General features: G+C 74.5%; 19 protein-coding genes. 10 read left to right on the forward strand and 9 right to left on the reverse strand.

What is annotated here, in order from left to right; translation table 11 throughout:
• The first annotated feature begins 104 nt into the window (after positions 1 to 104).
• Positions 105 to 2,486 (forward strand): SpoIIE family protein phosphatase, encoded by a 2,382-nt coding sequence (locus tag AB0946_RS24680; protein ID WP_366762823.1) that lies wholly within the window; start codon positions 105 to 107, stop codon positions 2,484 to 2,486.
• Positions 2,487 to 2,504: 18 nt separating this feature from the next.
• Here the strand turns inward: AB0946_RS24680 and AB0946_RS24685 are convergent, their stop codons facing one another.
• Entirely contained in the window at positions 2,505 to 3,053 is a 549-nt protein-coding gene (locus tag AB0946_RS24685) for an RNA polymerase sigma factor (protein WP_366762824.1), read from the reverse strand.
• Positions 3,054 to 3,099: 46 nt separating this feature from the next.
• On the opposite strand from AB0946_RS24685, the gene AB0946_RS24690 reads away from it, so the two are divergent.
• From AB0946_RS24690 to AB0946_RS24710, 5 genes are all read left to right on the forward strand, one after another.
• Positions 3,100 to 4,491 (forward strand): serine/threonine-protein kinase, encoded by a 1,392-nt coding sequence (locus AB0946_RS24690; RefSeq protein WP_366762825.1) that lies wholly within the window; start codon positions 3,100 to 3,102, stop codon positions 4,489 to 4,491.
• A 162-nt stretch (positions 4,492 to 4,653) separates the two neighbouring features.
• Entirely contained in the window at positions 4,654 to 5,361 is a 708-nt protein-coding gene (locus AB0946_RS24695; protein ID WP_366762826.1) for a DUF4232 domain-containing protein, read from the forward strand.
• A gap of 219 nt (positions 5,362 to 5,580) precedes the next feature.
• Positions 5,581 to 6,822 (forward strand): hypothetical protein, encoded by a 1,242-nt coding sequence (locus AB0946_RS24700; protein ID WP_366762827.1) that lies wholly within the window; start codon positions 5,581 to 5,583, stop codon positions 6,820 to 6,822.
• 63 nt (positions 6,823 to 6,885) lie between these two features.
• Positions 6,886 to 8,139 (forward strand): SLC13 family permease, encoded by a 1,254-nt coding sequence (locus AB0946_RS24705; RefSeq protein WP_366762955.1) that lies wholly within the window; start codon positions 6,886 to 6,888, stop codon positions 8,137 to 8,139.
• A gap of 27 nt (positions 8,140 to 8,166) precedes the next feature.
• The gene (locus AB0946_RS24710) at positions 8,167 to 8,655 is read left to right on the forward strand and encodes a universal stress protein (protein ID WP_366762828.1); all 489 of its coding nucleotides are present in this window, start codon (positions 8,167 to 8,169) and stop codon (positions 8,653 to 8,655) included.
• 36 nt (positions 8,656 to 8,691) lie between these two features.
• Here AB0946_RS24710 and AB0946_RS24715 read toward each other — a convergent pair whose 3' ends face one another.
• Both AB0946_RS24715 and AB0946_RS24720 read right to left on the reverse strand, forming a co-directional pair.
• The gene (locus tag AB0946_RS24715; RefSeq protein ID WP_366762829.1) at positions 8,692 to 10,695 is read right to left on the reverse strand and encodes an RICIN domain-containing protein; all 2,004 of its coding nucleotides are present in this window, start codon (positions 10,693 to 10,695) and stop codon (positions 8,692 to 8,694) included.
• A 434-nt stretch (positions 10,696 to 11,129) separates the two neighbouring features.
• Entirely contained in the window at positions 11,130 to 12,098 is a 969-nt protein-coding gene (locus tag AB0946_RS24720) for an aldo/keto reductase (RefSeq protein ID WP_366762830.1), read from the reverse strand.
• A gap of 139 nt (positions 12,099 to 12,237) precedes the next feature.
• Here AB0946_RS24720 and AB0946_RS24725 point away from each other — a divergent pair, with 139 nt between their 5' ends.
• A complete protein-coding gene (locus AB0946_RS24725; RefSeq protein WP_366762831.1) occupies positions 12,238 to 13,092 on the forward strand; it encodes an endo alpha-1,4 polygalactosaminidase in 855 nt (284 codons plus the stop codon).
• Positions 13,093 to 13,171: 79 nt separating this feature from the next.
• Here AB0946_RS24725 and AB0946_RS24730 read toward each other — a convergent pair whose 3' ends face one another.
• From AB0946_RS24730 to AB0946_RS24740, 3 genes are all read right to left on the reverse strand, one after another.
• Positions 13,172 to 13,372 carry a ferredoxin gene (locus tag AB0946_RS24730; protein ID WP_014676634.1) on the reverse strand — a complete coding sequence of 67 codons (201 nt, stop codon included), beginning with the start codon at positions 13,370 to 13,372 and terminating at the stop codon, positions 13,172 to 13,174.
• Between the two features lie 12 nt (positions 13,373 to 13,384).
• On the reverse strand, positions 13,385 to 14,614 hold the full coding sequence (locus tag AB0946_RS24735) for a cytochrome P450 (RefSeq protein ID WP_366762832.1): 1,230 nt from the start codon (positions 14,612 to 14,614) through the stop codon (positions 13,385 to 13,387).
• Between the two features lie 198 nt (positions 14,615 to 14,812).
• Positions 14,813 to 15,271, reverse strand: a complete 459-nt coding sequence (locus AB0946_RS24740) for a nuclear transport factor 2 family protein (protein ID WP_366762833.1) — start codon at positions 15,269 to 15,271, stop codon at positions 14,813 to 14,815.
• Between the two features lie 232 nt (positions 15,272 to 15,503).
• On the opposite strand from AB0946_RS24740, the gene AB0946_RS24745 reads away from it, so the two are divergent.
• Positions 15,504 to 15,953 carry a nitroreductase family deazaflavin-dependent oxidoreductase gene (locus AB0946_RS24745; protein WP_171150489.1) on the forward strand — a complete coding sequence of 150 codons (450 nt, stop codon included), beginning with the start codon at positions 15,504 to 15,506 and terminating at the stop codon, positions 15,951 to 15,953.
• 78 nt (positions 15,954 to 16,031) lie between these two features.
• Here AB0946_RS24745 and AB0946_RS24750 read toward each other — a convergent pair whose 3' ends face one another.
• The gene (locus AB0946_RS24750; RefSeq protein ID WP_366762956.1) at positions 16,032 to 16,958 is read right to left on the reverse strand and encodes a cation diffusion facilitator family transporter; all 927 of its coding nucleotides are present in this window, start codon (positions 16,956 to 16,958) and stop codon (positions 16,032 to 16,034) included.
• 530 nt (positions 16,959 to 17,488) lie between these two features.
• Between AB0946_RS24750 and AB0946_RS24755 the strand changes: the two genes are divergently transcribed.
• Together AB0946_RS24755 and AB0946_RS24760 are read left to right on the forward strand one after the other, a co-directional pair.
• Positions 17,489 to 18,505: a glutathione S-transferase C-terminal domain-containing protein gene (locus AB0946_RS24755; protein ID WP_366762834.1), complete on the forward strand. Its 1,017-nt coding sequence runs from the start codon at positions 17,489 to 17,491 to the stop codon at positions 18,503 to 18,505.
• 28 nt (positions 18,506 to 18,533) lie between these two features.
• Positions 18,534 to 18,836: a DUF4235 domain-containing protein gene (locus AB0946_RS24760; RefSeq protein ID WP_225810607.1), complete on the forward strand. Its 303-nt coding sequence runs from the start codon at positions 18,534 to 18,536 to the stop codon at positions 18,834 to 18,836.
• 108 nt (positions 18,837 to 18,944) lie between these two features.
• Here AB0946_RS24760 and AB0946_RS24765 read toward each other — a convergent pair whose 3' ends face one another.
• Positions 18,945 to 19,337 carry a VOC family protein gene (locus tag AB0946_RS24765; RefSeq protein ID WP_366762835.1) on the reverse strand — a complete coding sequence of 131 codons (393 nt, stop codon included), beginning with the start codon at positions 19,335 to 19,337 and terminating at the stop codon, positions 18,945 to 18,947.
• A 52-nt stretch (positions 19,338 to 19,389) separates the two neighbouring features.
• On the reverse strand, positions 19,390 to 19,854 hold the full coding sequence (locus AB0946_RS24770; protein ID WP_366762836.1) for a pyridoxamine 5'-phosphate oxidase family protein: 465 nt from the start codon (positions 19,852 to 19,854) through the stop codon (positions 19,390 to 19,392).
• Positions 19,855 to 19,893: the final 39 nt, after the last annotated feature.

The following is a 19,893-nucleotide window of genomic DNA, read 5'->3' on the forward strand; positions in this document are numbered from 1 at the left end:
GCCCGGTGGCCCGGATCGGCGCTCACGGGCGGGCGCGAAGCACTAGGCTGGTACGCGAGTGGTGCCACCTGTTCACTGTGAGTGTGCGCTTGGGAGCGGCGACGATGAGCCGGGTCTATCCGTTCGACGATGCGGCGACGGCCCGGGCTGTCATCGGCCCCGACGGAACGCTGGTGGAGTGGAACGAGGGCGCCCGCCGCCTGCTCGGCCACCCGGCCGACGCCGTCCTGGGCCGCCCCGCCGCCGAGCTGCTGGCCGACGCCGGCACCCCCGTGCCGCCCACGAGCCCCCGCTGGGCGGGAACGGTCGGATTGCGCCACCGGGACGGCCGTACCGTCCCCGTCTGGCTGCTCGCCCACCACCGCCCGCCGCACGACGAGCACCCGGGTGACTGGCTCGTGGTCACCCCGCTCACCGGCACCGACCGGCCCGGCGGGGACGATCCGCTCACCGGGGCGGCCCTGATCCAGTCGCCGTGCCCGGTCGCCGTGTACGACGACCGGCTGCGGCTGCGCCGGATGAACGAGGCGATGGCCGACGTCGTCGGGCTGCCCGAGGAGCGGGTACGGGGGCTGCGGCTCGCGGAGATCGGCGGCAGACCGCAGAGCGAGGAGCTGGAGCAGGACATGCTCCGGGTGCTGACCTCGGGCCGGCCCCTGGACGTGCAGACCTTCATGCGGACCGGCGGCGAGGACCGGGCCCACGCCTGGCTCGCCAGCATGGCGCCGGTCCGGGACCCGGCCGGCCGGGTCCGGGGCGTGTGCCTGGCCGCGCACGACGTCACCGACAACCACCGCGCCCGGCAGCGGCTGCAACTGCTCAACGAGGCCGGCGTGCGCATCGGGACCACGCTCGACGTCACCCGTACCGCACAGGAACTGGCCGACGTGTGCGTGCCCGCGCTCGCCGACTTCGTCACCGTCGACCTGCTGGACCCGCAGGAGTACGGCGGTGAGCCGCCGGCCCGCGTCACCGCGCCGGTGCGGCTGCGCCGCGCCGCCCACCAGTCGGTGCTGCCGGACCTGCCGGAGGTGGTGGTCCGGCCGGGGACGACGGAGGAGTACCCGGCGCTCTCCCCGCAGGCCGACTCGCTGACCGCCGGCCGCACGATCACCGCCAGCGTGTCCGCCGGTGACATGGACCAGTGGCTGACCTGGCACCCGGAGCGCGGCGAGCGGGTGCGGCGGCTGCGCATCCACTCCTCGATGTCCGTGCCGATCCAGGCACGCGGACTCACCCTCGGGGTCGCGGTCCTCACCCGGCACCGCCGCCCGGACCCCTTCACCGCGGACGACGTGCTGCTGGCCGAGGAGATCACCGCGCGCGCGGCCGTCTCCATCGACAACGCCCGCCGCTACTCGCGCGAGCGGGAGACGGCGCTCGCGCTCCAGCGCAGCCTGCTGCCCCGCTCGCTGCCGCGCACGGCCGCGCTGGAGGCGTCCTCCCGCTATCTGCCGGCGGCCCGCGCCGGCGTGGGCGGGGACTGGTTCGACGTGATCCCGCTGTCCGGGATGCGGGTCGCCATGGTCGTCGGGGACGTCGTCGGGCACGGCATCCAGGCCTCGGCCACCATGGGCCGGCTCCGCACCGCCGTGCGCACCCTCGCCGACATCGACCTGGCCCCGGACGAGCTCCTCACCCACCTGGACGACCTGGTGCTGCGGCTGTCGGAGGACGCCGGCGCGGAGGGCAGCCCGGGCGAGGTCGGCGCGACCTGCCTGTACGCCGTCTACGACCCGGTGTCCCGGCGCTGCACGCTGGCCCGCGCCGGGCATCCGCCGCCCGTGCTGCTGCGGCCGGGCGGCCGGCCGCAGCTGCTCGACCTGCCCGCCGGTCCCCCGCTGGGCCTCGGCGGGCTGCCGTTCGAGTCCACCGAGGTGGACCTGCCCGAGGGCACCGTCCTCGCCCTGTACACGGACGGTCTGGTGCAGTCCCGGGAGCGGGACCCGGACACCAGCCGCGAGCTGCTGTACCGGGCGCTGGGGCAGGACGCGGAATCCCTGGACGAGGCGTGCGACTGCGTGCTGCACGCCCTGCTCCCGGGCGGGGCGGCACCGGACGACGTGGCGCTGCTGCTGGCCCGCACCCGGGGCCTGCCCTCCTCCCAGGTGGCGACCTGGGACATCCCCGCCGACCCGGCGCTGGTGGCGCCGATCCGCAAGCAGGTCGTGGACCAGCTGGACGCCTGGTCGCTGAGCGAGGCGACGTTCACGGCGGAGCTGGTGGTCAGCGAGCTGGTCACCAACGCCATCCGGTACGGGGCGCGGCCGATCCGGCTCCGGCTGATCCACGACACGACCACGCTGATCTGCGAGGTCTCCGACACCAGCCACACCGCGCCGCACCTGCGCCGGGCGAAGACGTTCGACGAGGGCGGCCGGGGCCTGCTGCTGGTCGCCCAGCTCACCCAGCGCTGGGGCAGCCGGCACACCCCGGAGGGCAAGACGATCTGGGCCGAGCTGCCGCTGTACGAGGAGGACCGGTAGGCCCGGGGCGGCGGTGCCTCAGGAGGCGGCCAGCCAGGGCCGTACCTGCTTGCGGGCCTCGTGCAGACGGGACTTGAGGGTGCCGAGCGGGATGCCCGCGCGTTCGGCGGCCTCGGCGTAGTCCAGCTGGCAGATGTCCCGGTAGACCAGCGGCGCCACCAGATGCGGGTGCTCGCGCTCCAGCCGGTCCAGGGCCTCCAGCAGATCCACCCGGGAGCCGGCGATGACGCTGGTGGTGCGCGGGTCGACGGCGTGTGCGGGCTCGATGGCCACGGGCTGTTCGGCGGCCCGCCGTTTCAGCTCGCGGTACTTCTGCCGGCAGCAGTTGGCGACGACGGTGTACAGCCAGGTACCGAAGCGGCTGCGGCCCTGGAAGCCGGTGATGTGCCGGGCGACCTGGAGCAGCACGTCCTGCGCGGCCTCCTCGGCGTCCTCCCGGCAGGGCAGGAAGCGGGCGCAGCGGCGCACCACCTCGGGCCGGATCCCGGTCAGCAGCCGGTCCAGGGCCTCGCTGTCGCCGGCGGCGGCGCGCCGGGCGAGGTCTTCCGTCGGCGCCTGGTCCTGCACGGACGGCCCCCCTCCACGTCGATCTCAGGCCAGGCATGATAGTCGTATGCACCCCCTGGAGCGGATCGGCCGCCACCGCCTCGAACGGCCGCTGGGCAGCGGCGCCTTCGCCACGGTGTGGCTCGCTCACGACCCCGAGCTCCAGGCCCCGGTGGCGGTGAAGGTCCTCGCCGAGAACTGGTCGCACCGGCTCGACATCAGGGAGCGCTTCCTGTCCGAGGCGCGGTTGCTGCGCCGGGCCGGGTCGAGCCGGGTGGTGCAGGTCTACGACATCGGTGAACTCCCGGACGGCAGGCCGTACTTCGTGATGGAGTACGCCGCCGGGGGGACCCTGGCCGATCTGCCGGCGGGCGGCCCGCTGCCGGTCGGGGAAGCGCTCGCGCTGACCGCCGAGGCGGCGCGCGGTGCCGCCGCTCTGCACGAGGCGGGCATAGTCCACCGCGACATCAAGCCGACCAACGTGCTGCTGCACCCCGCCCCGGACGGCACCCGGCGGGTGCTGCTGGCCGACCTGGGGCTGGCCAAGAGCCTCGCGCAGGCGTCGGTGCTGACCCTGGCGGCCGGTTCGGCGGGCTACCAGCCGCCGGAGCAGGCCGAGCCCGGCGAGGGCATCGACGAGCGGGCCGACGTCTACAGCCTGGGCGCGGTCGGCTACGAACTGCTCACCGGGACCGTGCCGGGCCCGCCGGGGAAGGTGGTGCCGCCCCGGCGGCTGCGGCCGGAACTCGGCGCGGACGTGGAGCGGGTGCTGCTGCGCGCGCTGGAACCTGACCGGGCGCGGCGCTGGCCGGGCGCGCTGGCGTTCGCCCGGGAGCTGGACCGGCTGGCCGCGGGTCCGCCGGTGCGGCCCGTGCGGCGCCTGGACGGGGTGCGCGGCCGGCTCAACACCGTGACGCTGGCCGTGGCCGCGGTCCTCGCCGCCACCGCCGCCGCGGCCACGGTGACCGTGGCGCTGCACCGGGACGGCGGCACGGACGACGGGGTGCGCATCGCGGACGCCACCGGGCGGGTGACCCTCCGGGTGCCCGCCGGCTGGGGCCGCGAGCTGCGCGACTCCGGCTGGGACCCGCACGCGCTCGGGCTGGCGGCGGGGCACGAACCGGGTCTGGTGGTGGCCGACGACCTCTCCCGCTGGTCCGATCCGAAGGCGGCCGTGGACGGGGTGTTCGTCGGGGCCGGCGGGCACGGCGACGTGACCGCGAAGGTGAAGGCGCTCGCGCACCCCGGCTGCCGCTACGCCGGCGCCCACACCTTCACGGACGCCGACTGGCACGGGTTGGTCCGGGCCTGGAGGCGCTGCCCGGACGGCGGCTCGATCACCGAGTCCGCGCTGGTCCCGGCGGGCGGGGCGGCGCGGTCGCAGGTGTACGTACAGGTGCGCGAGCGGGGTGACGGCGACGGGACCGACGGCGTGCTCCGTTCGCTGAGGGTGGCCTGAACGGAGGCTTCCGGTCGGCGGAGCGGGGAAGGGAATCCGACAGAACCCGGCGCGTCCCGAACTTTTCCGGCGGTCCGTGCATCGGACGGAGAGGACGGCGCACCCGGCGCCGCAGGCACGCGTTCCCGTCGCGTGCCGTGACCTCCAGGAGTGTTGAGCGACATGGTGTACACCCCCCGGTCCGCCCCCCGGTCCGCGCGGCACGGGGCCCTGCTCGTGGGCACGGTCGCCGTGCTGGGCCTGCTGTCCGCCTGCGGCAACGGCACGAGCGCGCACGGCGACGCCCCGGCCACCGTCCCGGGTACGGCCGCTCCCGCGACGGACGGCACGACGAGCCCGGCGCCGCCCGCCACGGCCTCCTCCGCCACCGGCACCGGCTCGCCGGACACCCCCCGGCCGACGGCGTCCCCCGGCGGTGCCACGGCCACGACCACCCCGGCCGTGGCCGGCACCCGCTGCCACACCTCCGAGCTGCGCGCCTCCGTGGGCCGCAACGACCCGGGCGCCGGCCAGGAGAACTTCCCCGTGGTCCTCACCAACACCTCCGCCCGGACCTGCACCCTGCACGGCTATCCGGGCGCGGCCTTCGTGGCCGGCTCCGGCGGCCGGCTCGGTCCGGACCCGCAGCGGTCCCCGGGCACCCCGGGGACCGTCAGGCTCAAGCCCGGGCAGAGCGCCTGGGCGGGGCTGACCTTCTCCAACCCGGGGGTCAGCGGGGCGAAGACGGCCACGCCGGCCGCGCTGCTGGTGACCCCGCCGGACGAGCGGGACCAGCTGAAGGTGGCCTGGAAGGGCGGGCCGGTACCGGTCTCGGGCAATGCCTCGACCGTCCGTCTGACGGTGTTCAGCCCCGGCGCCGGGCCCTCCTGACCCGGCGCCCCTCCGCGCGGACCCCGCTGTCACTCCCCCGAGGCAGCGGGGTCCGTCCTGTCGGCGCCGGCCTCGTTCGTCATGCCGGCGCCACAACTGTCACAGGACGGCAACAGCCGCCGTGGGCCGCGATCTTTTCCCGCCCCCCGGTCATCGAACCGGGTCGACCGCACAGCGAAGCGGCCCCACCAGGGGCCCGACCAGGGAATCGGGGAGAAGATGAGCGGGATCTCACGCAGGCGGGTGCTGACGGCGGGGGCGGCGGCGGGCGCCCTCGGGACACTGGCCGCCTGCTCCTCCGGCACCGGCATCCGGACCGGCGGACCGGACCCGGCGGACGGGAAGGGCACCGCGCAGGCCCGGCCGGTGAAGCCGATCGGCGACGGCTCCACCGCCGACACCGGCGCCCAGCCGCACCAGCCGAAGCCGGAGCGGCTGCGCCCGGGCCGGCGGCCCCCGCAGTTCGTGGTGTTCTCGTGGGACGGCGCGGGCGAGCTGAGCAACAGGCTGTTCTCCCGGTTCCGCACGGTGGCCGCCGACCACGGCGCCGCGATGACGTTCTTCCTCAGCGGCATCTACACCCTGCCCGAGTCCAGGAAGCACCTGTACCGGCCGCCGCAGCACCCGGTCGGCGCCTCCGCGATCGGCTACCTCGCCGACCGGCACATCCACGCCACGCTCCAGCAGGTGCGCGCGGCCTGGCTGGAGGGCCACGAGATCGGCACCCACTTCAACGGGCACTTCTGCGGCGCGACCGGTGTGCGCAACTGGTCCCCGGCCGAGTGGCGCAGCGAGATCGACCAGGCGGTGGACTTCGTGACGAAGTGGAAGACCAACACCGGGTTCACCGACCTCGAACCGCTGCCCTTCGACTACCGCAAGGAGCTGATCGGCGGCCGCACGCCCTGTCTGGAGGGCCAGGCCCGGCTGCTGCCCACCGCCGCCGCGCTCGGCTGGAAGTACGACGCCAGCTCCCCCGGCGGCCTCCAGGTCTGGCCGGGGAAGGTGCAGGGCGGCAGACTCTGGGACTTCCCGCTGCAGTCCATACCGTTCGCCGGGCACTCCTTCCAGGTCCTCTCGATGGACTACAACATGATGTTCAACCAGTCCGCCGGCAACCCGCTCGGCGACCGCGCGCAGTACGACACCTGGCGCGTCCAGGCCCGCGACACCTACCTGGCCGGTTTCCGGCGGGCCTACGAGTCCAACCGCGCGCCCCTCTTCATCGGCAACCACTTCGAACGCTGGAACGGCGGCATCTACATGGACGCCGTCGAGGAGGCGATCGGGAGGATGGCCGCCTACGACGACGTGCGGTTCGTCTCCTTCAGGCAACTGGTGGCCTGGCTGGAGGCGCAGGACCCGGCGGTGCTGCGCAAGCTGCGCACGCTGGCTCCCGGACAGCCCCCGCAGGGCGGCTGGGCGGAGTTCCTGGGCGCGGCGGGCGCCGGGGCGTCGTAACCGGCTCAGGATCATCTGTTTTGATGGGCGGGCACCCGCAGATCCACTCCGGAAGGACCCGCCCTGAACACCCCGCTCGCCGAGGCGCTGTCCGCCGTACTGCTGGTCGCCGTGCTGGCCTGGGCCGTCGTACGGCCCTTCGGATGGCCGGAGGCGGTCATGGCCGTGCCCGCCGCCGGGATCGCCGTCGCGACCGGCGCGATCTCCCTCGGCCACGCGCGGGCCGAGGCGGAGCGGCTCGGCCCGGTGGTCGGGTTCCTGGCGGCGGTGCTGGTGCTCGCCCACTTCTGTGACGTGGAGGGGCTGTTCCAGGCGTGCGGGGCGTGGACGGCGCGGTGGGCGGCGGGCCGTCCGGTGCGGCTGCTGACGGCGGTGTTCGCACTGGCGTCGGCCATCACCGCCGTCCTCAGCCTGGACGCGACGATCGTGCTGCTCACCCCGGTCGTCTTCGCCACGGCCGCGCGGACCGGCGTCCGGCCCAAGCCGCACGTCTACGCCTGCACGCACCTGTCGAACACGGCGTCACTGCTGCTGCCGGTGTCCAACCTGACGAACCTGCTGGCGTTCGCGGCGAGCGGGCTGAGCTTCACCCGGTTCGCGGCGCTGATGGCGCTGCCGTGGCTGGCCGCGATCGGCGTCGAGTACGTGGTGTTCCGGAGGTTCTTCGCCCGGGACCTGGCGGCGGCGGCCCCGGCGGACCGGGACACCGGTGAGCCGCCCGAGCTGCCCCTGTTCGCGCTGGTGACCGTGGGCTGCACGCTGGCCGGGTTCGTGGTGGCCTCGGCGTTCGGCGTGGAGCCCGCGTGGGTGGCCGCGGCGGGCGCGCTGGTGCTGGCCGGGCGGGCGCTGGTGCGCCGGAAGGCGGGTCCGCTGACCGTCGTACGGGCCGCGGCCCCGGCCTTCCTCGCCTTCGTGCTGGCGCTGGGCATCGTGGTGCGGGCGGTGGTCGACAACGGGCTCGCGGACGTGCTCGGGCGGGTGATGCCGGCTGGCACGGGGCTGCCCGCGCTGCTCGGGATCGCCGCGCTGGCCGCCCTGCTGGCCAACCTGATCAACAACCTGCCCGCCGTCCTGGTCCTGCTGCCGCTGGCGGCCCCCGCCGGACCGGGGGCCGTCCTGGCCGTGCTGCTCGGCGTGAACATCGGCCCCAACCTCACCTACGCCGGGTCGCTGGCGACGCTGCTGTGGCGGCGGATCGTCCACCAGCACGAGCACGACGTGGACCTGAGGGAGTTCACCCGGCTCGGTGTGCTCGCCGTGCCCTCCTCCCTCGCCGTGGCGGTGGTGGCACTGTGGGGGTCGCTGCACATCATCTGACGGGCAGTGAGCGGAGGAGGCCGAGGAATGCGCGTGATCGCCTGGCTCGTGGAAGGCACCTGGCCCGCCTGCGTGGACGCGGTGCGCGCCCACGCACCGGACGACGCCGAGGTGGTGCTGCTCCATGTGAGCGGACCGGACGTGCCGGCGGTGGCGCACGGGGCCTTCGCCGGACTGCTCGGGCGGCGCGGCCAGGACCCGGGTGACCGCCTCGAGGCGCTCGGCGGCACGTCGGCGACCGCCCTGCTCGGCGCGGCGGCCGAACGGCTGGGCCGGCCCTGCGTGCGCGAGGAGCGGTCGGGCCGGGTCGAACGGGAGGTCGTGGCCGCCGCCGAGGGAGCCGGGCTGCTCGTGCTGGCGCGGGACGGGGACCGCTCCCGGCTGGGTCCGAGGAGTCTCGGCCCCGCCGTCCGCTTCGCCGTCGACCACGCACCCTGCCCGGTCCTGCTGGTCTGGCCGGAACCGGCCCCGCGCCTGGACACGATCCCGCCGCCCCCGCCGCACCACCACCCCTGAGCCGGGCGCGGTGGCGTCCTGCGGGGCCGCGCTCCGTCAGGGCCGGTGCGGCGTCGGGGTGGGGACCGGCGTCCTGCCGCCGTCCCAGTCGACGTTCTCCATCCGCAGGTCCGGGTGGGCGGTGTCGATGGTCCAGCGCTGGGCGGTGCCCGGGGCGCGGGTCTTGAGCACGAGGGCGCCGGAGCCGTCGGTGGCGGCCGGGGTGAGGGCCAGCTCCCGGTCGGAGCGCGGCACCAGGGCTCCCTGGAGGGTGAAGTCGTAGTGGAGGTCGCGGGCGGCCTCGCCGGTGGCCGTGCAGGGGGCGAGGCGCACGGAGTAGCCGAGGCGGGAGTCCAGGCACAGATCGCGGGCGGCGGCGCTGCGCAGCAGACCGTCGGTCTCGTACGTCCACTGCTGGGCCGGGGCGGCGGAGCAGTCGGCGAGTTGCGTCTCGGCGCCCCGGACGGCCTTGTCGCCGACGACTCCGACGCACAGCCCGGAGGCGAGGCTGCGCAGCCGGCCGCGCAGGGCGCCCTGGCCCTGGGCGTGGCGGCCGGCCCAGGAGGGGCCCGGGGAGGCGGCGTCCCCGCCCGGCGCGCGGGAGGGCGTCCCGGCGGCGCCGGACGCCGGCACGTCGTCGGAGCCGAGCGCCGACCACAGCGCCAGGGGTACGACGACCAGACCGCTGACGGTGAGGACCGCCAGGGCGAGGTTCCGGCGCCGGGCCCGGCGGGCGGCGCGCTGGGCGGAACGGCGGGAGGCGGGCCCGGGTCCGGCACCTTCCGTGCCGGAGGCGGTGACGGGGTTCGCGGGCGTGTGGCGCCGGGTGCTCCGCGCGCCGGACACGGCGGCTGCCAGGCGCTCGACGCCTGCGGCGGCGGCCGAGGAGGCTCGGCCGCGGACGGGGACCACATCACGGCCCGCGTCCGGCGCGCCCGGCACGTCCGGTTCGGTGGACCCGGTGCCGTCGGCGACAGCGGAGGAGGCTCCCCCTCCGCGCCGCACACGCGACGCACCGCGCCCCCTGGGCCGCCGGGCGCCGCCCGCACCCGGCGCCCCGAAGCCGGCGTCGTCCGTGCCCTCGGCGACGGTGGACCGTGCTCCCCCCGGGCGGCGGGCGTACGAGGCGCGGCGGTGGGCCGGGCGACCGGGGGCGGGGGCGGACCTCTCGCCCGGTGCGGCGGATCCGGCCGGGGCGAAGTCCTCCCCGGCCCGGGGCCGCACGGGCGCGACGGTGGCGGCGGCCGGGGCCGGCGGCTCCTGCGTGTCCGCCGCCCGGGACTCCAGGTAGCCGGAGGCTCCCCAGCCGAGGACCGCCTCGGCGAGTGCGAGGGCCAGGCCGTCGTTGAAGCGGGCGAGTTGGTCGGCGGTCCCGGCGCAGTGGGAGCAGCCGGCCAGGTGCTGTCGCAGGTCGGGGTCGATGTCGGTGCCACCGCGCCGGAAGGTCACGTCGAGCATGCGCACATAGCGCTGGCAGTCGCCCTCGGGCGCGAGTTCGCGGTGGACCTGGAGGCATTCCTCCCGCAACCGCTCGCGGGCCCGGCGCAGTTCGACGCGGGCACCCTCCTCGTCCAGGCCGAGCAGGGCGGCGGGCACGGCCGGCGGTTCGGCCTCGACCTCGGTGTGCCACAGCAGGGCGCGGGAGGTCTCGGGGACCCGCTGGAACGCGCGGGACAGCAGCCGCCGGCCGGGGGGCGGCAGCAGCCGGGCCGAGGCCGGCTCGCCGGTGCCGGGCCCGGAGCGCAGCGCCGGGTGCAGCAGCTCCTGACGGCCGTCGGTGTCCCACTCGGCCGCGATCCGGCGGACGGCGACCAGGACATGGGGCCGCCAGGCGGCGGTCGGGCCGGACTGCCGGAGGGACGCACCGAAGAGCCGGGTGAAGGCGGCGGTGGTGAGCATGCCGGCGGCGCGCGGTCCGTCGGTGCACAGCCGGGCGTAGGCGAAGGCCGCCGCCCAGTGCCGGTCGAGGAGTTCACCGACGGGGTGCAGGGCGGGCGACGCTCCCGTCCACTTCTTCAGTTCGGCGCTCAGCTGCTCGTCCGACAGGCCTGCGTCGGTCACGGCCGAATTCCTCCAGGGCATTACCGGAAACAGTCCGCACCGAACGGTACGGCGAGATCATGGCAGCTCGAACGTCCACCTGAGGCGGCACTTTCGCACAGCCGGAGACACCGGAACAAGCGATCTCCCGATTCTCGGGATTTCCCACCCGGCTTTTCCCCTGCTGACATTTCGTCAAGGGCCGCCATTTCTTCCCTTTACCGCCGGTCACCCGCCCGACAGGCCCCGGGCGGCACGGCGCCCGGGACGGCTGAAGTGGCCGGCGCGGGCGATTCGTTCGCCCGGCGCGAGTCCGTGCCGCCGCCCGGACTACTCGGCCGAGCCCATCGGCGGCCGCTGCCGGACGCTGACGATGCCGAGGGGCGGTCTTCGCCGGAGAGCGGGCGCGGGTCCGTGCGGCACGGAGTTAGCGCCGCACGGATCGCACCGGCCGGTCAGTGGCCGCTGATCTCGTGCGGCGTGTACGGCTGCTCCAGCTCCTCGATCTCCTTCTCGCTGAGCTCCAGTTCGACGGCGGCCACGGCGTCCTCGATGTGGTGCGGCTTGGCGGCGCCGACGATCGGTGCCGCCACGGTGTCCTGGTGCAGCAGCCAGGCGAGTGCCACCTGGGCGCGCGGCACGCCCCGTTCCCCGGCGATCCGGGTGACGGCCTCGACGATCGCGTGGTCGCTCTCCAGATAGAGCCGGCTGCCGAAGTCGTCGTTCGCGCTGCGCTCGGTCACCGCGCCCCAGTCACGGGTGAGCCGGCCACGGGCGAGCGGGCTCCACGGCAGCACGCCGACGCCCTGGTCGGCGCAGAGGGGCAGCATCTCCCGCTCCTCCTCGCGGTAGAGCAGGTTGTAGTGGTTCTGCATGGACACGAACTTGGTCCAGCCGTGCCGCTCGGCGGTGTACTGCGCCTTGGAGAACTCCCACGCGTACATCGAACTCGCCCCGATGTAGCGGACCTTGCCCGCCTTCACCAGGTCGTGCAGCGCCTCCATCGTCTCCTCGACGGGGGTCGTGTGGTCGTAGCGGTGGATCTGGTACAGGTCGACGTAGTCGGTGCCGAGGCGGCGCAGGCTGTGGTCGATCTCGCTCATGATGGCCTTGCGGGACAGGCCGGCGCCGTTGGGACCCGGCCGCATCCGGCCGTGCACCTTGGTGGCGAGCACGATCTCGTCGCGGTGGGCGAAGTCCCGCAGGGCCTTGCCGACGATCTCCTCGCTGGTGCCGTCGGAGTAGACGTTCGCGGTGTCGAAGAAGTTGATGCCCGCCTCCAGCGCCTGCCGGATCAGCGGACGGGACGCCTCCTCGTCCAGGGTCCACTCGTGCGTGCCGCGGTCGGGCACTCCGTAGGTCATGCAGCCCAGACAGATCCGCGAGACGTCCAGGCCGGTGGAACCGAGCTTCACGTACTGCATCGTTGCTGCTCCTGCCTTCGGGACGATGGTCACGGCCGAGCCTACGACGTGCGGCGGGGGCCGACTTGACGTCCGGAGCGTGCGGGCGATGTGATCCTTGCGCGTCCGCGCCGCCCGGCGTGGGCAGGACGGAGCGGACGTGCCCCTGACACGTGTTCTCGGCGCCACGGGTGCGCGCACGGCCCCGGGCGCCCTGGCGGCGGCCCTGGTCGTCGCGGTGACGGCGCTGTCCGGGTGCGGCTCCGGCGAGCACCGGGACGGGGACGGGGCGCCGCGCGGCACCACGGTCCGGCTGCCCCCGCGGCACGCCGGGTTCGACTACCAGATCGGCGGTGCCTATCCCCCGCCCACGGGCGTGCGGATCGTCAGCCGCGACCGGTCGGACTCCCCCGCGCGGGGCCTGTACAACATCTGCTACGTCAACGCCTTCCAGGCCCAGCCCGCCGAGCGCTCCTCCTGGCCGGCCGACCTGCTGCTGCGCGACGCGCGGGGCCGGATCGTCGTCGACGAGGACTGGGACGAGCCGCTGCTCGACATCGGCACCCCGGCCAGGCGGGAGCGGGTGGCGCGGCGGGTGAACCGCTGGATCGACGGCTGCGCGGACAAGGGCTTCGACGCCGTCGAGCCCGACAACTACGACAGCTACACCCGCTCCCACGGACTGCTCACCGCGTCCGACGCGACGGCCTTCATGCGCCTGCTGTCCCGGCACGCGCACACCCGGCGGCTGGCCGTCGGCCAGAAGAACACCGCGGAGCTGGCCGGGCGGCGCGCGCGGGCCGGCCTGGACTTCGCGGTGACGGAGGAGTGCGGACAGTACGACGAGTGCGAGGTGTACGCGAAGGCGTTCGACGACCGGGTGGTGGACATCGAGTACACCGACGCCGGCCTGCGCGCGGCCCGCGCCCGCTGGGGCGACCGGCTGAGCATCGTCCGCCGGGACCGGGACGTGTCCACGCCGGGCAGCGCCGGATACGTCCGCGAGGCGGGCTAGGGCCGGATCGGGCCGGGCTCGCCACGTCGGGGATCGTCCGGCGGTACGGCGGTCCGGGCGCCGTACCGCCGGGCGGTCGTCAGCCGGTGCTGTCCCGGACGGTGATCGCACTGACCGGGCAGGCGCGTGCCGCCGCCCGGACCATGGGGTCGCCCCCGCCGTCCTCGTGCCCGGGCACGAGTGTGCTGTAGCCGTCGTCGTCCTGGGTGAAGACGCCCGGCGCGGCCAGCGCGCACTGCCCGGCGCCGATACAGACGTCCTTGTCGATGTCGATGTGCATGAGCAGAGCCTCTTACCAGGTCACCGGGAGTTCCAGCATTCCTTGGATCGTGTCGCCGGGTTTGAAGGGGATGTCCTGTGCCGGCGCGGCCAGCCGCAGCTCCGGCAGCCGGGTGAACAGGCTGCCGAGGGCGATCTCCAGTTCCGCGCGGGCCAGGTTCTGGCCCAGGCACTGGTGGATGCCGAAACCGAAGGCGACGTGGTGGCGGTCGGAGCGGTGGAAGTCCAGGGTGTCGGGGTCGTCGTACACGGACGTGTCGCGGTTGATCACGGACGTCCCGAAGAGCACGCCGTCACCGGCCCGGATCGTGGTGCCGGCGATCTCGATGTCCTCCAGCGCCACCCGCTGGAGGCCCTCCGCGATGGACAGCATCCGCATCAGCTCCTCCACGACGGCGGGCAGCAGCGCCGGATCGGCGCGCAGCTCGGCCAACCGGCCGGGGTGCCGGAGCAGGGTGTAGGTGCCGAGGGAGATCATGTTGGCGGTGGTCTCGTGGCCGGCGACCAGCAGGATCATGGCCAGTGACACGACGTCGGCACGGTCCAGCTCCCCCGTGCGCAGCCGGTCGTGGACCAGCTCGTCGAGGATGCCGTCGCCGGGCTCGGCCTCCCCCGCCTTGGCGTCGATCAGTCCGCCGAGGTAGTCCTCCAGCCGGTTGCGGGCCCGCACCGTCTCGTCGGCGGTCGGACCGCGCAGCAGCCGGCGGGACTGCTCCTCGAAGAACTCGTGGTCGGCGTACGGCACGCCGAGCAGGCCGCAGATCACCATCGACGGCACGGGCAGCGCGAAGGCGGAGACCAGTTCGGCGGGCGGCCCCTGGGCGATCATCGCGTCCAGCAGTTCGTCCACGATCCGCTGGATCCAGGGGCGCAGCGCCGCCGCGCGTTTGACGGTGAACGACGGGATCAGCATCCGCCGCTGCCGGTGGTGCTCGGGATCGTCCACCCCCAGCAGGGCCACCCTGCGGTCGCGGCCGGCCTCGAACCGGGGCGTGGGCACGGGGAAGCCGGGGCGGCGGCGCTCGGTGGACAGGCGGGGGTCGGCGAGCAGGGTGCGGGCGGTGGAGTAACCGGTGACCAGCCAGACCTCGCGGCCGTCGTAGAGGGTGACACGGGACAGGGGGCGCCCGTCGCGCAGCGGGCCGTAGCCGGTGGGCGGATGGTAGGGGCAGGTGCGGTCCTGGGGGAAGGCGACGGGGGCGGGCGGGGCAGCCGGGCCGGTGATGTCCGTCAGTTCCGTCATGGAAAGACCTCGCAGACGAAGAGTGCGTCGTGCCGATCTTCATTAGATGCCCCAGGCACCTATGGGTCGACGCCAAGTTCGGCCACATGGGTGACCTTCGTCATCTGGCCGAAGTACCCGGGGTCCGACCGGCGGAAACCGGCCACGGCCGGCGCGCCGCACGGGGGCCGCGGCCGGTGTCCGCCCCGTCGCGCCTGGTCACGGCAGCTGCGCGTGGCGCTCTTCGGGGGCGAAGGCACGGGCGACGGCGAGGCTGTCCTCGTACACGTGGTGCCGTACGACCAGGCCCTCGCGGACGGTGAGGTGGAGGGCGAACCGGGCGGCGTAGGCCCGTCCGGTCGGGGCGGCGGTCTGCCGGATGACGCCGAGCACGACCGCGTCCTCACCGTCGGCCAGGACGCGCTCGATGGTGGTGCCGGCCTCCTCGGGCACGTGGTGGGCGGCCAGCTCCCGGTAGTGGGCGGCGGCGTCGGCGCGGGTGGCCCGGTGCCGGATCCACGGGGTGTCGGCTCGGCCGTGCTCCTCCTCGGGCCAGTCCAGCCGCCAGTCGCAGCCCTCCGCGTACAGCTCGGCGATCCGCTCCGGATCGCCCTGGCCGATCCTGCGGAGCAGTTCCCGGACGACGGCGCGGGTCGCGGCGGTGCGGTCTGCGGACATGGGTGGTTCCCTCCCGGGGTGGGCGGTGATCGGGACGCGGACCACTGTGCCGCGCGCGGCGGGGCGGCGCGATGACCCCGGAGGTCATCACCGCGGCTCCGCGGGTGATGACGAGGCCGGACGGCGGTCACCCCTTCGGCGCAGTCGGCGCGCGGTACGGATGATTCGCGGCGTCACCGTCGTTGTCACGGTGGCAGGCAGCCGTTTGGACCGACGAAGGGAACGGAATCCCATGCCTCTTGAGGGCGAGTACGAGCCCAGCCCGACGCAGTGGGTGCGCGAGCAGGTCGAGTTGTACGAGAGCTCGGGCGGGACGAAGGGGACGACGCTGCTCGACACCGGGCTGCCGGTGATCGTGCTGACCACGCGGGGCGCGAAGAGCGGGAAGATCCGCAAGACGCCGTTGATGCGGGTGGAGCACGAGGGCCGGTACGCGGCGGTCGCCTCCCTCGGCGGCGCGCCCAAGCATCCGGTCTGGTACTTCAACGTGAAGTCCGACCCGCACGTCGAGTTGCAGGACGGCCCGGTGAAGCGTGACATGCGGGCCCGCGAGGTCACCGGGGCGGAGAAGGCCGAGTGGTGGGAGCGCGCGGTGGCCGCGTTCCCGGCGTACGCCGACTACCAGACGAAGACGTCCCGGGAGATCCCGGTCTTCGTGCTGGAGCCGCTCGACGAGAGCTGATTCAGGCCGGGGACCCCCCGGATCCAGAAAAATCTGTTCCGGGAGGTGTGAACCGGCCTCCACAGGGGCACTCGTGCGTCAGGCCCCGCCGCGTTCCCCCGTCGCGGCGGGGCTCTCGCGTGCCTCCCCCGCCGGCCGGTCGGTCACGTCGAGGAAGATCTGGTCGGCCTCGGGGAACGTCCGCGCGAGGGACCGTTTGATGCGTACGGCGACCTCCTCGACGCGTTCGCTGTCCAGGCCCGGCGCGAGGTCGACGCGGGCGGCGACCAGCGTGGAGTCGAGGCCCATCTTCATCGTGAACAGCGCCACCACACTGTCGATCTCCGGCTGCGCCCGCAGCAGCGCGCGGATCCTGCCGCTCAGTTCCGGGTCGGCGGCCTCCCCGATCAGCTGGGCCCGGGCGTCGCGGCCGAGCCGGTAGGCGACGTAGACGAGGAGCAGGCCGATGGCCAGCGAGGCGGACGCCTCCCAGACGACCTGCCCGGTCACCATGTGCAGGGCCATGCCGATCAGGGCGAGGGTCACGCCGAGCACCGCCGTGCCGTCCTCGGCGATCACCGTGCGCAGCGCCGGGTCGCGCAGCGCGCTCAGGCCGCCGCCCTGCCTGCGCACCTGCTGCAGGGCCCGCAGCAGCGAGAGGCCCTCGGCGAGCAGGGCGACGCCCAGCACGATCAGACCCGCCACGTAGCCGCTGAACTTCTCCTCGGCGCCGTTGCGCAGGGCTTCGACGCCCTGGAAGACGGAGAAGCAGCCGCCCATGACGAAGATGCCGACGGCGGCGAGCAGCGACCAGAAGAAGCGCTCCTTGCCGTAGCCGAAGGGGTGCCGGGCGTCGGCGGGACGGCGGCTGCGGCGCAGGGCGGCGAGCAGGAACACCTCGTTGAGGCTGTCGGCGACCGAGTGCGCGGCCTCCGACAGCAGCGCGGGCGAGCCCGCGAGGACGCCGCCCACCGCCTTGGCGACGGCGATCACCAGATTGGCGGCGAGCGCCACGAGGACGGTGATCCTGGTGTGCCGGTCACCCTTGGCACCGGCTCGGTCACCGGCATCGCCACCGTCGCCACCGTCGCCACCGGCGTGATCGCGTGCGGCACCGGGTTCGCCGTCCCGGGCGTGTGCGGCCGACGCCTCCGGGCGCGACGCGTGGGGCGGCGACGCCGCCCGGTCGGTGGCACGTTCCGTGGCGTGTGCCCGCGGCTGCGCACCGCCAAAGGCGCGTGTCGGTGCCGGCGCGCCGTCCGCGGCCTCTGCCCGCGCCGGGGTGCCGTCCCGAGCTTCGGCCCGCTCCGGTACGCCGCCCGGGGCGTGCCCCCGTTGCGGCGCGCCGTCCGGAGCCTGCGCCCGCGCCCATGTGCCGTCCGGGGTGTCGGACGGGCGTGTTCCGTTGTTCTCGGCCGTTCGTGCGGCCGGCTCGTGTTCCGAGGATGTCCCGCTCATCTCTCGCCGCTTGCCCCCGACCGGGCCGCTCACACCGTGCCGGCCGGGCGAAACGGGGAACGCGGTGGCCAGGACCACCCGTTCGGCGAGGAGGAGACATGAGCGGCGACGGCAACCGCGCCTACGGACACCGGACCTTCAGCCGGTCCAGGAGCCACTTCCAGGACCGGATCACCGCCGACGGCCGGGACGGCTGGCCGGTCGAGGCGGGCCGCTACCGGCTGGTGGTCTCCCGCGCCTGTCCGTGGGCGAGCCGCGCGGTGATATCGCGCCGGCTGCTGGGTCTGGAGGACGCGCTCTCGATGGCGGTCACCGATCCGGTCCAGGACGACCGCAGCTGGCGGTTCACCCTGGACCCGGACGGGCGGGACCCGGTGCTGGGCATCCGGTTCCTCAGCGAGGCGTACGACAAGCGTGAGACCGGCTATCCCGGCGGGGTGAGCGTGCCCGCGCTCGTGGACGTCCCCAGCGGGCGGCTGGTCACCAACGACTACCAGCGGATCACCCTGGACCTGGCCACCGAGTGGACGGCCCTGCACCGCGCCGGCGCCCCGGACCTGTACCCGGCGGGCCGGCGCGACGAGATCGACGAGGTGATGGCCGAGGTCTACGAGGACGTGAACAACGGGGTGTACCGGGCCGGTTTCGCCACCCACCAGAAGGAGTACGAGGAGGCGTGCACGGCGGTGTTCCGACGGCTGGAACTGCTCGGCGAGCGGCTGTCCGGACAGCGGTATCTGGTCGGGGACACCCTCACGGAAGCGGACATCCGGCTGTTCACCACGCTGGTCCGCTTCGACGCGGTCTACCACGGCCACTTCAAGTGCAACCGCTGGAAGCTGGCGGAGCACCCGGTGCTGTGGGCGTACGCCAGGGACCTGTTCCAGACGCCGGGGTTCGGCGACACCGTGGACTTCGACCACATCAAGCGGCACTACTACCAGGTGCACACCGGTATCAACCCGACCGGCATCGTGCCGGTCGGCCCGGACCTCGGCGGCTGGCTGAGCCCGCACGGCCGCGCCGAGCTGGGCGGCCGGCCGTTCGGTGACGGTACACCGCCGGGTCCGGTGCCCCCGGGCGAACGGGTGGCCCCGCAAGGACGGCCCGCATGAGGGCCGGATGACGAGGAAGTAGTCACACATGGCCAAGAACAAGAAGAAGAAGCTCCCTCTCGTCTATCAGCCGGTGGGATTCGTGCTCAGCTGGGCGGGCGGCGCGCTGGCCGGTATGGCCTTCCGCAAGGCGTGGATGGCGATCCGGCACGAGGAGGACGCCCCCGACGCCCTGGACCCGGACCGCGGCTGGGGAGAAATCCTGCTGGCCGCCGCGGTCCAGGGCGCCATCTTCGCCGTGGTGCGCAGCGCCGTGGACCGCACCGGCGCGAAGGCCATCGCCCGGACGACAGGCGTGTGGCCTGCGGCCGACAAGGGCGGCCGGGACTGACCGGACCGCCCACCCCCCGCCCCGGCGTCCCGGCGGACCACCGCCGCGGCGCCGGGGTGCACTTCCGCCCCGGCACCACCGCGGCCGGTCCGCCCCGCTTCGCCTCGGTCAGCCCTGCTTCGGTGCCGTCGGCGGCACCAGGCGCAGGGTGAAGGAGTGGCCGGCCGGGTCGGCGTAGCCCCGTTCCTCGTACGGGCCCGCCGCGTCCCTCGTCTCGATCGGCCGGCCGCCGAGTCCCACCACGCGTCGCTCGGCCTCGTCCAGGTCCTCGACGAGGAAGTCGAGATGGGCCTGGAGGGAGTTCTCCGGGCGCGGCCAGCTGGGCGGGGTGGCGTTGACGTCGCGCCGGAAGGCCAGCCGCACGCCGTCGGCGCCCCTGATCTCCACGAGGTTGGCGGACGCGCTGATCCGCTCCCCCTCCAGCAACTCACGGTAGAACTCGGCGAGTTTCTCGGGTTCGGCGCAGTCCAGCACGACCACGCCCGCTTTCACCAGTGTCATGGGTCCTCCCGGGAAGTGTCCTCTTCCCAGCGGATATCCCCGGCCCCCCGATTCAGTCGGCGGGCAGCCACCGTCCGTCGCGCATCAACTCCCGCCCGCGCAGCTCGTTCTCCTCGCGCCAGGCCTGGATCCGCTCCGGGAAGACCCTGAAGTACAGGTAGCGGGCGGCCAGTCGGCGCGGGTCGAACCCGGTCTTCCCGGCGAAGACCTCGGCGTCCTCCTCGGGCAGGTCCTCGGGTGTCACCGCGCGGACTCCGCCGTCGACCAGGACGACGTCCCGGGTGGGGCCGATGCCGAGGCGGGCGCGGCCGGTGGCCACGAGATTGCGGCCGGTGGGGCTGTCCGCCGGGGTGGCGATCAGCAGACAGCTGCCGTCCCACACGAACGACAGCGGCACGAGGTACGGCGCCGCGCCGTCGGGGCCTGCGGTGGCGACCCACGCGTCGACGTCGTGGTCCAGCCGGTGCAGGGTGTCCTTCTTGCGCTGTCCGGCGCTGCGGGCGGGGGGCGGGGTCATGGCGTACGGCCTCCTCTGCGTGATCGTCCCGATCAGTGT

Origin of the sequence: Streptomyces sp. NPDC046870, assembly GCF_040704595.1 — a bacterium.
Taxonomy (GTDB): domain Bacteria; phylum Actinomycetota; class Actinomycetes; order Streptomycetales; family Streptomycetaceae; genus Streptomyces; species Streptomyces argyrophylli.